Raw genomic sequence first — 13,196 nt, forward strand, 5'->3', positions numbered from 1 at the left:
TACGTCAGTGGGTGCGGTCGTACGCGGCGATCAGCTCGCTGCACCGCTTCACGTCGCCGGCCATCGCCACCAGGAGGTCGTCGATCGTGTCGAACTTCAGCATGCCGCGTACGTACGCGAGGAAGTCGACAGCCACGTGCAGCCCGTACAGGTCCAGGCCGACGCGGTCGATCGCGTACGCCTCCACCGTCCGCTCGGTGCCGTCGAACTGCGGGTTGGTGCCGACCGAGATCGCGGCGGGCATCGACTCACCCGCCACCTCCAGCCAGCCCGCGTAGACGCCGTCGGCGGGGATCGCGGTGTGCGGGAGGGTCTCCACGTTGGCCGTGGGGAAGCCCAGTTCGCGGCCGCGCTGTGCGCCGCGGACCACGATGCCCTCGACGCGGTGCGGGCGGCCGAGGATCTCGGCGGCGCCCGCGACATCGCCCTCGGAGACGAGGCGGCGGGTCAGGGTGGAGGAGAACGGCTGGCCGCCGCCCGCCTCGCCGGTCACGAACAGGTCGATGACCTCGACGGTGTAGTCGTAGGTGGCGCCCAGCTCGGTCAGCAGCGCGACGTTCCCGGCGGCCTTGTGGCCGAAGCGGAAGTTGGGGCCCTCGATGACGGCCTTGGCGTGCAGCTTGTCGACGAGGACCTTCACGATGAAGTCGGCGGGCGACAGCTTCGAGAACTCCGCGGTGAACGGCAGGATCAGCACCGCGTCCACTCCCAGCTCCGCCATGAGTTCGGCGCGGCGGTGGTGCGGGGCGAGCAGCGGCGGGTGGCTGCCGGGGCGGACGACCTCGCTGGGGTGCGGGTCGAAGGTCACGACGACCGACGGAACGCCCAGCTCACGGGCGCGCTCGACGGCCCGGCCGATGATCAGCTGGTGTCCGCGGTGCACGCCGTCGTAGGAGCCGATGGTGACGACGCTGCGTCCCCAGTCCTGGGGGATGTCCTCCAAGCCACGCCAGCGCTGCACTGTGACCGCTCCTCGCCCGAACCTGTGTACGTGTGTATGTATGCCGATTACGCAGGTCTAAGACTGCCATGCTCACGCCCCGCCGCCTGCATCGGCATCGGCATCGCCCGACGTGATGTCTCCAACGCCTCCACCGTGCGCCGGGCGCTGGGGCCCACCACCGCCGCCCACTCCTGCGGGGCGTCGGCGAGCCAGCGGATCACGAGGGCGCCGAATCCGGGCACGTCCCGGGCGAGCTCGACCAGGCGGCGGTCGAAGCGGGCGGCGCCTTCGGGGGTGCGGACGAGGAGCATGCCGGCGCGGTGGACGAGGGCGCGTGTACGGATCTCCGGGCGGGCCCCCGCTCCGGCCGCGGCGGCCTGGAGGAGGGCGTCCAGGACGTCCGGGTCCCGTCCGGTGGTCTGCTCGAACTCCAGCAGGACCTCCAGCAGCTCGGCCCGCAGCGGCCGGGAGGCGGTGGACCCGGCCCCGGCGAGCACCCGGGCCAGGGCGGCGCGGACCGGCGGCGGGGCGGGACGGTCCCGCAGCAGCCCGGTGACCAGGGGGAGGAGCAGGGCGCGGGCGGCGGGGCCGTGTTCGAGGCGGAGGTCGACGTACTCGGCGGCGTGGGTGCCGTCCTCGGGGTGGGCGTCGATGTACTCGCGTACGAGCCCGGCGACGTGCAGCGCGAGTGCGGGCGTGTCGAGTCCGGCGAGGGCCCGCAGGACCGCCGCCGCGCCGTCGCCGGGGCGGGCCAGGCGGGCGCGGAGGGCGGCGAGCACCGGCTCGGGGTGGAGGGGGAAGACCTCGGCGAGCAGTTCCACGGGGAGGCGGGGGTCGCCGTGGGCGAAGAGGCGGAGCGCCTGCGGGAGGTGGCGGCCCCGGCTCTTCGGGTCCCGGACGAGGAGGGTGAGGGCGGCGGCGTGCAGCTCCCTGTCCTCGGGGCGCGCCAGCAGGATCCCGGCGGCGGACCTGAGCAGCGCCCGGTCGCCGTCGGCGGTGATCCGGGGCTGGAGGAGTCCGGCGTACCGAGCGGCGGCGGAGCGGCGGGCCGGGCGGTCCTCGTCGCGGGCCCAGCGCTCGACGGCCCGGCAGAGCGCGGTGGGCTCGTCCTCGGCAAGGGCGGCGAGCAGCTCCCCGGCCCGGGTGTGCGGGGTGGCGACCAGGGCGTCGGTCAGGTCGTCGACGGCCAGGTCGCGGCGGGCGTGGAGCAGGGCCTGCGCGGCGGCGGCCACGGTGGGGCGCAGTTCCTCGTCCGGCGCGTCGGGGCCGCCGATCAGCAGCGGGCGCTCGTCGGTGAACCAGCGGCAGAGCAGCGGCAGGACCACGGGCGCGTTGAGCGTGAGGCGGCGGGCCACGGCGTCCAGGTACCGCTCGTCGCCGTCGGTGCGGGGCACCCCGTCGGCGGGGACGAGGCGGCGCAGGAGGTCGATCCGGTCCTCCTCGGGCAGCCGGAGCCGCCGCCAGAACCAGGGCCCGAACTCGCTGTACGCCCCCGGGCCCACCGGTCCCCCGGCGGCGTCGGCCGAGCGGCGGGTGATGCGCCCGGCGAGGACCCGCAGGACACCGAGGTACGGGCGGGCGTCGGGCACCCGGAGCAGGCTGCCGCCGAGGAGGTGGGCGGCCCACCAGGCGGCGTCCTCGTCGCAGGGGCGTCGGGGACGGTGCCCTTCGCCGTGTCGCGCCTCCTCACGCTGGCCTGCGCCGTGCCGCCCCTCGTCGCGGGGGCCTTCGCCGTGGTGTCCGTCCGCCCACAGCCGGTCCAGCGCCTCGATCAGGTCGGCCATCCGGTGCGCGAGCGCGGCGGTCCCCTGGCGGCGGCCGAGGAGCACCATCGCCTGGATCACCGGCCCGATCCGGTGCCGGGGCACGGGCAGGGAGCGCGGCTCCCCCTCGGTGGGGCCGCTCGGCAGGCGCACCACCGCCCCGCTCCCCCGGTGCCAGCGGTGCACCAGGGAGCGCAGCGCCGCGTCCAGGTCCAGATGCGCGCCCTGCACCCAGTCACCCAGCTCCTCGTGGGCGAAGCGATAACCGGCCCCGGCGGGCACCAGGAGCCCCTCCGTCAGCACGGCCGAGGCCCACCCGGTGCGCCAGGGGAAGACCTCCTCGAACGCCTCCCGGTCCAGCTCCCCCTGCCCCGGGCCCAGACAGCGCCGGGCCGCCTCGTGGACCTGTCCCGCGACCCAGGCGGCCAGCCGACGGACGGCGGTGCCCCGGGGCTGTTCACCGGCGGCGGCCGCGATCCGGACCGCGATGCGCACGCACATGAGGTCCAGGTGGGCGCCGAAGACGTCCTCGGTGTCGGGGCGGCCCGGAACGCCGGGCGGCAGGGCCTCGCGGACCTCGGCGAGCAGCCGCAGGGTGAGCGGGTGCCGGTCGTGGCCGGGCGCGAGAGCGTGCGGCGGGATACCGAGGCGCTCCTTGGCCCGGTCGGCCTGGTCGGGGGTGAGGTCGGCCAGGCGCAGGGAGGGGGGCAGCGCCCGGGCGGGGCGGTGGGGGCGGTGCAGGGCGCCGGGCGGATAGAGGGCGCCCGCTGTCTCCCAGTGCTCGGGGCGGCAGGCGACGACGAGCCGGACGCCGTGCTCGCGCAGCCAGCCGGCGGTGTTCGCGGTCCATTCGGGGAGTCGGTGGGCCAGCAGCGGCGGCATCTCCTCGGGGCCGTCCAGGACCACGAGGAGGGGGTGGCCGGCGTCGGCGGCGAGCGCGGCGATCCGGTCCGCGGTGGCCGTCGCCATGTCGCCGAGGGCCCCGGCCGCGGTGACGATCCGGGCCGAGCGGGTCAGCGTACGGTCCGCCGCTTCGGCGACCGAGGTGTCGTCGGCGAGCAGGTCGGCACCGCGCAGCCAGAGCGTGGGGGCGGGCGCCGCGCCGTCGGCCCGGCGGGCGGCGAGGGCGGCCAGCTCGGTGGTGCGGCCGGTACCGGGTCCGCCGACGAGGCCCAGGACCGTGCCCGTACCGGTGGCGAAGGCGGCCAGCTCGGCGTGGATGTCCTCGCGCTCTACCGGGGCGGTGCGTGCCTTGGGCCCGTCCGCCGAGCCGACGGAGGTGGCGGTGAGCTGGAGGGCCCCGGCGAGGTTGAGGTCGGGGCCGTAGGCGGGGGCGGCGGTGGCGTTGCGCGCGAGGAGGGCGTCGAGGGCGGGGTCGGCGCCGCGCGGGATGGGGAGGGCGAGCCCGGCGGCCTCGTACGGGGTGGTGAGGGCGGTGCACAGGAGGCCGAGGACCGCGCCCGTGGCCGGGTCGGTGACCGGTCCCCCGATGGCCGCGCCGCCGGAGCGCAGGGCGTCGCGCCCGTCGGTGCCGAGGGCCAGTTCCAGGGCGGCCGGAACGGGGTGGCCGCAGCCGTCCGGGGCGGTGTAGGTGGCGGGGGCCGTGCCGAGGACCCGGGCCTCACGGCGACCGTGGGCGGCGATCCCGACGTAACTGCCGGGCTCAATCCGCTCCCGTACGGCGATGGGCAGCGGCTCCACGTCGAGGGTTCCGGAGCCGCCCGTACGCAGGAGGGCGAGGCCGAGGGCGGGGAGCGCGGTGATGTCGTCGGGGCCGACGGAACAGGTGCGGCCGTCGGTGCCGTGGAGGACGTACGGGCCGGAGGCGGCGGTGGCCTGGTGGGCGGTGACCACCGTGCCGCGGTCGTCCGCGACGAAGCCCGTCCCGCGCGGCCGGCCGGCCTGATCACAGATTCTCACCAGCGTCGACCGGTCCCCACTGCCCATGGTCCGACGGTAGGCCGCCGGTGATCTCCAGGAGCGCGCGGACGGGGAACGCGCCCCCCGCGCCCCTGGTATTCACTCCGAGCGCCCGTCCGATGGGGTGAATAGCCGTGTCCTGGCGGAGCAGAGATGGTCCCGGGGTGGGGAAGGTGGAGCGGGCACCGGGTGGGGGGTGGTGCCCGCTCCACACACCGAGCGGGAGCGGTTCAGGCGAAGACGGCGAGGCTCTTGGCCTTGCCCTTCTCCTCCTCCACGAGCACGAGGAACGTCCCGTCGGGCCCGAAGACCGCGACCGGTCCCGGGGGGTACGCGGGCATGTCCAGCCGTACGCCGTTGAGGAGCAGCTTGGCGCGCTTCTCGTCCACGTCCCAGCGGGAGAAGGCGGAGGCGGCCGCGTCCGCGACGGGCATCACCGTCAGCTCCTCCTGGTGCTGGTCCAGGGTGCGGGCCGCGTCCAGTCCGTACGGGCCGACCCGGGTGCGGCGCAGGGCCGTCAGATGGCCGCCGACACCGAGCCCGGCACCGAGGTCCCGGGCCAGTGCGCGGATGTACGTCCCCGAGGAGCAGACGACGGAGACGACCAGGTCCATGACCGGGGTGCCGTCCTCGGCGACGGCCTCGCGGACGTCGTAGACGCGGAAGGAGGAGACGGTCACCGGGCGGGCCGGGATCTCGAACTCCTCGCCGCCGCGCACCCGCGCGTAGGACCGCTTGCCGTCGATCTTGATGGCGCTGACCTTGGACGGGACCTGCATGATCGCGCCGGTCAGGGCCGCCACGCCTGCGTCGATGGACTCGCGGGTCACGCCGGACGCGTCGGTGGAGGAGGTGATCTCACCCTCGGCGTCGTCGGTGACGGTGTCCTGGCCGAGCCGGATCGTGCCCAGGTACTCCTTCTCGGTCAGCGCGAGGTGGCCGAGCAGCTTGGTGGCCCGCTGGACGCCGAGCACGAGGACTCCGGTCGCCATCGGGTCGAGCGTTCCGGCGTGGCCGACGCGGCGGGTCCGGGCGATGCCGCGCATCTTGGCCACGACGTCGTGCGAAGTGAAGCCGGACGGCTTGTCGACGATGACAAGGCCGTCCGGCGTGGTGGTCTGCTCGGTCATGCGGAGGCGGGGCCCTCGTTCTTGTCGGTCGAGCCGGGGGTCTCCGCCTCGTCGTCCTCGTCCTCGGGCTTGCGGTACGGGTCGGCGTCGCCAGCGTACTTCGCGCCCGTGGAGACCTCGCGCACCTCGGCGTCCTTGGCGCGCGCCTTGTCGAGGAGGTCCTCGATGGTGCGGGCGTTGTCCGGGAGGGCGTCCGGGACGAAGGCCAGGCTCGGCGTGAACCGGACCCCGGTCTGCCGGCCGACCTCGGAGCGGAGGACGCCCTTGGCGCTCTCCAGCGCCGCGGCGGAGGCCGCGCGCTCCTCGTCGTCGCCGTAGACCGTGTAGAAGACCGTGGCCTCCCGCAGGTCGCCGGTGACCCGGGCGTCCGTGATCGTCACGAATCCCAGCCGCGGATCCTTGATTCGCCGGTCCAGGGTCTCCGCGACCACGACCTGGATGCGATCGGCCAGCTTGCGGGCCCGCGCGTTGTCGGTCACCGGTCCGTCACTCTTCCTTCTGATTTCGCTTGCGTGTCAGTCTTCGTCACTGTGCAGCCGCCGTCTCACCGAGAGCAGCTCCACCTCGGGGCGGGCGGCCACCAGCCGCTCGCACCGGTCCAGCACGTCCGTCAGGTGTCCGGTGTCACCGGAGACCACGGCGAGGCCGATCTCGGCCCTGCGGTGGAGATCCTGCCCGCCGGTCTCCGCCGCACTCACCGCGTACTTGCGCTGGAGTTCGGCGACGATCGGACGGACGACGGAGCGTTTCTCCTTCAACGACCGTACGTCGCCGAGGAGCAGATCGAAGGACAGGGTCCCCACATACATGTGTGTCCGGATGTCCCGCCGGTTCGGGTTCGTGCCCCGCCAGAGCTTGGCGGGAACATCAGAACCGTACCGGAACGGCCGGGGCCGATCGACGGAAATACGACCCGTCGACCGGCCCCGACCGTGGTGGCCGGGCTCCGGGGGCGAACCCCCGGAACCCCGCCGAATCCCAGCGGATCCTTGCGGACCCGAGGTGGATCAGCCTCGCGGCTTCTCGCGCATCTCGTACGTCGCGATGACGTCGTCGATCTTGATGTCGTTGAAGTTTCCGAGGTTGATACCGCCCTCGAAGCCTTCGCGGATCTCGGTGACGTCGTCCTTGAAGCGGCGCAGACCGGAGATGTTGAGGTTCTCCGCGATGACCTTGCCATCGCGCAGCAGGCGCGCCTTGGTGTTGCGCTTGACCTCGCCGGAGCGGACCAGCACACCGGCGATGTTGCCCAGCTTGGACGAGCGGAAGATCTCGCGGATCTCCGCCGTGCCGAGCTCGACCTCTTCGTACTCCGGCTTGAGCATGCCCTTGAGGGCCGCTTCGATCTCTTCGATCGCCTGGTAGATGACCGAGTAGTACCGGACGTCCACGCCTTCGCGCTCGGCCATCTGCTCGGCACGCCCTGCGGCGCGCACGTTGAAGCCGATCACGATGGCGTCGGAACCCGTCGCCAGGTTGATGTCCGACTCGGTGACCGCACCCACACCGCGGTGCAGGACCCGGATGTCGACCTCTTCACCGACGTCGAGCTGGAGCAGCGAGGACTCGAGAGCCTCCACCGAACCGGACGCGTCGCCCTTGATGATGAGGTTGAGCTCCTGGACCAGACCGGCCTTGAGCGCCTCGTCCAGGTTCTCCAGGGAGAACCGGACACCCTTGCGGGCGAAGTTGGCGTTGCGCTCGCGGGCGGCACGCTTCTCGGCGATCTGACGGGCCGTACGGTCCTCGTCGACGACCAGGAAGTTGTCGCCGGCGCCCGGGACGTTGGTGAGACCGAGCACCAGGACGGGGGTCGAGGGACCCGCTTCCTGCACGTTCTGACCGTTGTCGTCGAGCATGGCGCGCACGCGGCCGTAGGCGTCGCCCACGACCATCGTGTCGCCGATGCGCAGCGTTCCGCGCTGGACCAGGACGGTCGAGACGGCACCGCGACCGCGGTCGAGGTGGGACTCGATCGCAATACCCTGCGCGTCCTGGTTCGGGTTGGCCCGCAGGTCGAGCGAGGCGTCGGCGGTGAGGACGACGGCCTCCAGCAGCGCCTCGATGTTGAGGCCCTGCTTGGCGGAGATGTCGACGAACATGGTGTCGCCGCCGTACTCCTCGGCCACCAGACCGAACTCGGTGAGCTGACCGCGCACCTTGGTCGGGTCGGCACCCTCGACGTCGATCTTGTTGACCGCGACCACGATCGGCACCTCGGCCGCCTTGGCGTGGTTCAGCGCCTCGATCGTCTGGGGCATCACACCGTCGTTGGCCGCCACCACGAGGATCGCGATGTCGGTCGACTTCGCACCACGGGCACGCATGGCGGTGAACGCCTCGTGACCCGGGGTGTCGATGAAGGTGATCTTGCGCTCTTCGTCGTTGACGTCGGTCGTGACCTGGTAGGCACCGATGTGCTGGGTGATGCCACCGGCCTCGCCCGCGACCACGTTGGTCTTGCGGATCGCGTCGAGGAGTCGGGTCTTACCGTGGTCGACGTGACCCATGACGGTCACGACCGGCGGACGGGAGACCAGGGCCTCTTCGCCGCCCTCGTCCTCGCCGAACTCGATGTCGAAGGACTCGAGCAGCTCGCGGTCCTCCTCCTCGGGGCTGACGATCTCCAGGACGTAGTTCATCTCGTCCGCGAGAAGCCGGAGCGTCTCGTCGGAGACGGACTGCGTCGCCGTGACCATCTCGCCGAGGTTCATCATCACGGCGACGAGCGACGCCGGGTTGGCGTTGATCTTCTCCGCGAAGTCGGTGAGCGAGGCACCGCGCGACAGCCGGACAGCCTGTCCGTTGCCGCGAGGCAGCATGACGCCGCCGACGGACGGGGCCTGCATGGCCTCGTACTCCTGGCGCCTCTGCCGCTTCGACTTACGGCCACGACGCGCCGGACCGCCGGGACGGCCGAACGCACCCTGCGTGCCACCACGGCCACCGGGACCACCCGGACGACCGCCGAAGCCGGGACGACCGCCGAAGCCGCCGCCGCCACCGGGACGACCGGCACCGCCGCCGCCACCGCCGGGACCGGCCGGACGGCCGGCGAAGCCGCCGCCACCGCCACCGCCGGGACGACCGGCGAAGCCGCCGCCGCCACCGGGACGACCGGCACCGCCGCCGGGACGACCGCCCGCACCGGGACCACGGCCACCGCCGGGGCCACCACCGGGACGCGGGCCGGCAGCGGGACGCTGCGGCATCATGCCCGGGTTGGGACGGTTACCGGCGGGACCGCCGCCGGGACGCGGGGCCTGCGGGCGGGGCATGCCGCCCGGAGTGGGACGGGCACCGCCCTGACCCTGACCGCCCTGGGGGCGCGGGGCGCCGCCGGGGCCGCCCTGGGGACGCGGGGCGCCGGGGCGCTCCTGGCCGCCACCGGGGCGCGGGGCACCGCCGGGACGGGGCGCCGAGGGGCGCGCCATGCCGGTGGAGCCGCCGGAGGTGAAGGGGTTGTTGCCCGGACGGGGACCGGCCGGACGGGCGCCGCCGGGGCGCGGGGCGCCCTGGCCGGCGGGACGCGCGGGGCGGTCGCCGCCACGCTGGCCGCCCTCGCGGGCTCCACCGTCACGCTGGCCGGCGTCGCGCTGACCGCCGGCCGGAGCCGGACGGGCCGGACGCGGGCCGGGGGTGGCACCCGCGGGACGCGGGGCCTGGGGCTGCTGGGGGGCGGCCGGCTGGGCCGGAGCCGGAGCCGAGAACTCGGCGGCCGGGACCGGGGTCACCGGGGCCGCCTTCGGCGCGGGCTTCGGGCCCGGACGGGGGCCCGCCGACGGCGCGGAAGGCGCCGCGGGGGTGCTGGTCTCCGGGGCCTCGGCGGCGGCCGGCTTGGGGGCCGGTGCGCCGGGCTTCGGGGCAGCGGGACGTGCCGCAGCGGCCGGGGAGGGCGCTGCGGGCTTTGCGGGCGTCGCCTTGCGGGGCGCGCCAGGCTTGGCAGCGGACTTGCCGGCGTTGCCGCCGGGCCCCTGCAGTGCGTCGGTCAACTTACGTACAACCGGCGCCTCGATCGTCGAGGACGCCGAACGGACGAATTCACCGAGTTCTTGGAGCTTGGCCATGACGACCTTGCTCTCGACGCCGAACTCCTTGGCGAGTTCGTATACCCGGACCTTAGCCACTTCGCTCCTTTTAGGTCCGGGTTACCGCCGGACCGTCGCTACTTCATGGGCGTACTCATCGCGTACTCATCGAGTGCTCATCGCAATCTCGACCTACTTCCAACTCGCGAGGTACCTGACCGCACGGGGACCCGTGCCGTTCACGTTCTTTCTTACGGTGTCACCCGCTCGACGAACCGCGTGAGTGCCGCGGTGTCGAACGGCCCCTTGGCCTTGAAGGCCCGGGGGAACGCCCGGCGGCGAACCGCCAGGTCGAGACAGACAGAGGTGGGGTGCACATAAGCACCCCGGCCGGGCAGCGTACCGCGTGGATCAGGGGCGCAGGCGCCCTCGTCCACCACGATGCGCAGCAGCTCGCTCTTGGCCACTCGCTCCCGGCATCCCACACAGGTTCGCTCGGGACAAGCGCCAGCTTGCGTCCGGCCAGACACGTTTAAGTCTACCTCCCCGCACCGACCTCACCCCTTTGGGGCAAAAATCGAACGGATGTTGTCGTGATCTCAGCGGCGTACGGCCAAGATCTATTCCCTGGAGCGGCTCCGGGTCAACGCCTTTCCGAGCGCTCCCGGGCCCGCTCGGCCCGCTCGCGGTCGGCGTTCTCGCGCTCCTCGTCCGTCTCGGTGTCGGGACGGATGTCGATACGCCAGCCGGTGAGGCGGGCGGCGAGGCGGGCGTTCTGGCCCTCCTTGCCGATCGCCAGAGACAGCTGGTAGTCCGGCACGGTGACGCGGGCGGAGCGGGCGCCGAGGTCGACGACCTCGACCTTGCTCACCCGAGCGGGCGAGAGCGCGTTGGCGACCATCTCGGCCGGGTCGTCCGACCAGTCCACGATGTCGATCTTCTCGCCGTGCAGCTCGGCCATGACATTGCGCACCCGGCTGCCCATCGGGCCGATGCAGGCGCCCTTGGGGTTCAGTCCCGCACGGGTGGAGCGAACGGCGATCTTCGTGCGGTGTCCGGCCTCGCGGGCGATGGCCTCGATGACCACCGAGCCGTCCGCGATCTCCGGGACCTCCAGCGCGAAGAGCTTCTTCACCAGGTTGGGGTGGGTGCGCGAGAGCGTCACCGACGGGCCGCGGACGCCCTTGGCGACCCGGACGACGTACGTACGCAGACGCAGGCCGTGGGTGTACTCCTCGCCCGGGACCTGCTCCTGCACCGGCAGGATGGCTTCCAGCTTGCCGATGTCGACCAGGACGTTCTTGGGGTCCTTGCCCTGCTGGACGACGCCGGTGACGACATCGCCCTCGTGTCCGGCGTACTCGCCGAAGGTCTTGTCGTCCTCGGCGTCGCGCAGCCGCTGCAGGATGACCTGCTTGGCGGTGGTCGCGGCGATACGGCCGAATCCGGAGGGGGTGTCGTCGAACTCCTTGGGCTCCTGGCCCTCTTCGAGGTCGGCCGGGTCCTCCTTGGCCCACACGGTGACGTGGCCGTTCGCGTCCAGTTCGACGCGCGCCCGGCGGTGGCTGCCGTCGGTGCGGTGGTACGCGATGAGGAGGGCCGACTCGATCGCCCCGACGAGCACGTCGAAGGGGATCTCCTTGTCCTGCGCCAAGCCCTTCAGAAGCTTCACATCGATGTCCACGGCTACGCCTCCTCTTCCTTCTTGTCCTTGCGGTTGAATTCGATCTCCACGCGCGCCTTGGCGATCTCGTCGAAGGCGAGGCGGCGGGACGTGGGCTTGCGGCCCTTGACGCCGGGCACTTCGAGGTCCAGCCCGTCCTCGTCGACGGCGAGGATGCGGGCGACCAGCTCACCGGATCCGTCGGCGGCGAGGTGGAAGCGGGCCAGCCGGCCGGTGGCGCGTACGTAGTGGCGGGGCTCGGAGAGCGGGCGCTCGGCGCCCGGGGAGCTGACTTCGAGGACGTACTCGCCCTCGCCCATCGCGTCGGTCTCGTCCAGCTTCTCGGAGATCGCGCGGCTCAGCTCCGCGCAGGTGTCCAGCTCGACGCCCTGGTCGGAGTCCACGATGACCCGCAGCACTCCACGTCGGCCGGCCCGGGACACCTCGATCTCCTCGAGGTCCAGCTGCTGCGCGCTGACGAGCGGTTCCAGCAGCCCGCGCAGCCTCTCGCTCTGGGTGGTGCTCATCCGGGTGACTCCTCGGCCGCGTGTGCTGTTGTGGGGATCGTGGTGTGTCAGGTCAAAGGGTATCCGGTCGCCAGGGGTGTTGCCGTCCGCCTGCCCTGTCACCGCGGGTACGCTCGCCTGCGGTGATCAGTTCAGGACAGATCCTGTCAGGATCGGTCCCGGCCCGAAGGAGAAACGTGCGGCGCACGGGGACGACCCGCAGGGGGGCGCTCACCGCGACGGGGGCTTTCGCACTGGGTGCGGTGCTGACCGGCTGCGGGGGCGACGAGGAGACCAAGGGCCGGAGCGGCCCCGTCCGCACCGAGGCCGAGGCGGTCCGGGTGGAGAAGGCCCTGCGGACGGCGGCGGCGCGCACCGCCGCCCTGACGCTCGCCCAATACGACCTGGCGGCCGAGGCCCATCCGGCGCTCGCGGAGGGCCTGGCGCCCTTGCGGACCGCCGTACGGGAGCACACCAAGGCCCTGTCGGCGGGTGCCCGGAAGGCCGCGGCCCCGCCCGCGCCCGGTCCGGTGTCGGCCGACGCGCGGACCGCGGTGAAGGAGCTGGCCGCCGCCGAGCGCCGCCGAGCCGACGACCACGCCGAGGCCCTGCTCACCGCGGAACCGGAGCTGGCCCGGCTGCTGGCCTCGGTGGCCGCGGCCGCGGCGGTCCACGCGTACCTGCTGACCGAGCTGGCCAAGGAGACCGCGTCATGACCCTTCCCGCCGAGGACGAAGCCCCCTCCCCCGCCCTCACCGCCACGCAGACCGCGCTGGCCGCCGAACACGCGGCCGTCTACGGGTACGGCGTGCTCGGCGGCCGGGTCGCCGGGAAGCGGCGCACCGAGGCGAACGCGGCGTACGACGGGCACCGCGCGCGCCGGGACGCGCTGATGCGCACCGTGCGCGACCTGGGCGGTGCGCCGGTCGCCGCCGACGCCGCGTACGCTCTGCCCTTCGCGGTTACCGACACCGCGTCGGCACTGCGCCTCGCCGCCGTCCTGGAGGACCGGGTGGCGGGCGTGTACTCCGATCTCGTACGGGCCACCGAAGGGCCCGCGCGCGCCGACGCGGCGGGCGCACTGCGGGAGGCGGCCGTGCGGGCGGCCCGCTGGCGGGGCGGCAACGTAGCCTTTCCGGGGCTCGCCGAGCGGGCTCCGGGCGCCGGTCCGGCCGAGAAGACGGGTCCGGTAGGGGCCGCGGGAGCCGACGGCACGGGCTGACGAAGGACGGAAAGGGAACAA

11 protein-coding genes are annotated in these 13,196 nt (G+C 73.5%); 2 read left to right on the top strand and 9 right to left on the bottom strand.

The annotated features are described in order from the left end of the window. Positions 1-4: 4 nt before the first annotated feature. From R2B67_RS07825 to rimP, 9 genes are all read right to left on the bottom strand, one after another. The gene (locus R2B67_RS07825; protein ID WP_161265097.1) at positions 5-961 is read right to left on the bottom strand and encodes a bifunctional riboflavin kinase/FAD synthetase; all 957 of its coding nucleotides are present in this window, start codon (positions 959-961) and stop codon (positions 5-7) included. Positions 962-1,008: 47 nt separating this feature from the next. Next, positions 1,009-4,653 (bottom strand): serine protease, encoded by a 3,645-nt coding sequence (locus tag R2B67_RS07830; protein WP_317817092.1) that lies wholly within the window; start codon positions 4,651-4,653, stop codon positions 1,009-1,011. Between the two features lie 203 nt (positions 4,654-4,856). Then, positions 4,857-5,756 carry a tRNA pseudouridine(55) synthase TruB gene (truB, locus tag R2B67_RS07835; protein ID WP_018509551.1) on the bottom strand — a complete coding sequence of 300 codons (900 nt, stop codon included), beginning with the start codon at positions 5,754-5,756 and terminating at the stop codon, positions 4,857-4,859. Further along, positions 5,753-6,235: a 30S ribosome-binding factor RbfA gene (gene rbfA, locus R2B67_RS07840; protein WP_018509552.1), complete on the bottom strand. Its 483-nt coding sequence runs from the start codon at positions 6,233-6,235 to the stop codon at positions 5,753-5,755. Before rbfA ends, truB begins: the two co-directional genes overlap by 4 nt. A gap of 36 nt (positions 6,236-6,271) precedes the next feature. Further along, a complete protein-coding gene (locus R2B67_RS07845; protein WP_015611818.1) occupies positions 6,272-6,565 on the bottom strand; it encodes a DUF503 domain-containing protein in 294 nt (97 codons plus the stop codon). A gap of 198 nt (positions 6,566-6,763) precedes the next feature. Further along, positions 6,764-9,883 (bottom strand): translation initiation factor IF-2, encoded by a 3,120-nt coding sequence (infB, locus tag R2B67_RS07850; RefSeq protein WP_078533050.1) that lies wholly within the window; start codon positions 9,881-9,883, stop codon positions 6,764-6,766. A 152-nt stretch (positions 9,884-10,035) separates the two neighbouring features. After that, complete coding sequence (locus R2B67_RS07855; RefSeq protein ID WP_237328206.1) at positions 10,036-10,314, bottom strand: YlxR family protein; 279 nt, start codon at positions 10,312-10,314, stop codon at positions 10,036-10,038. Between the two features lie 113 nt (positions 10,315-10,427). Further along, positions 10,428-11,468, bottom strand: a complete 1,041-nt coding sequence (gene nusA, locus R2B67_RS07860) for a transcription termination factor NusA (RefSeq protein ID WP_317817094.1) — start codon at positions 11,466-11,468, stop codon at positions 10,428-10,430. A 2-nt stretch (positions 11,469-11,470) separates the two neighbouring features. Then, positions 11,471-11,974, bottom strand: coding sequence for a ribosome maturation factor RimP (gene rimP / locus R2B67_RS07865; protein ID WP_317817095.1), 504 nt, complete (start codon positions 11,972-11,974; stop codon positions 11,471-11,473). A 176-nt stretch (positions 11,975-12,150) separates the two neighbouring features. On the opposite strand from rimP, the gene R2B67_RS07870 reads away from it, so the two are divergent. Next, a complete protein-coding gene (locus tag R2B67_RS07870; protein ID WP_317817096.1) occupies positions 12,151-12,669 on the top strand; it encodes a hypothetical protein in 519 nt (172 codons plus the stop codon). Further along, the gene (locus R2B67_RS07875; protein ID WP_317817097.1) at positions 12,666-13,175 is read left to right on the top strand and encodes a ferritin-like domain-containing protein; all 510 of its coding nucleotides are present in this window, start codon (positions 12,666-12,668) and stop codon (positions 13,173-13,175) included. Before R2B67_RS07870 ends, R2B67_RS07875 begins: the two co-directional genes overlap by 4 nt. Positions 13,176-13,196 lie beyond the last annotated feature (21 nt).

Origin of the sequence: Streptomyces cyaneofuscatus, assembly GCF_033109485.1 — a bacterium.
Taxonomy (GTDB): Bacteria; Actinomycetota; Actinomycetes; order Streptomycetales; family Streptomycetaceae; genus Streptomyces; species Streptomyces cyaneofuscatus.

Coding starts and splice junctions, on each gene's coding strand:
- rimP (WP_317817095.1), bottom strand. CDS start 11,974: ATGAGCACCACCCAGAGCGAGAGGCTGCGCGGGCTGCTGGAACCGCTC.
- truB (WP_018509551.1), bottom strand. CDS start 5,756: ATGACCGAGCAGACCACCACGCCGGACGGCCTTGTCATCGTCGACAAG.
- R2B67_RS07875 (WP_317817097.1), top strand. CDS start 12,666: ATGACCCTTCCCGCCGAGGACGAAGCCCCCTCCCCCGCCCTCACCGCC.
- R2B67_RS07830 (WP_317817092.1), bottom strand. CDS start 4,653: ATGGGCAGTGGGGACCGGTCGACGCTGGTGAGAATCTGTGATCAGGCC.
- R2B67_RS07845 (WP_015611818.1), bottom strand. CDS start 6,565: ATGTATGTGGGGACCCTGTCCTTCGATCTGCTCCTCGGCGACGTACGG.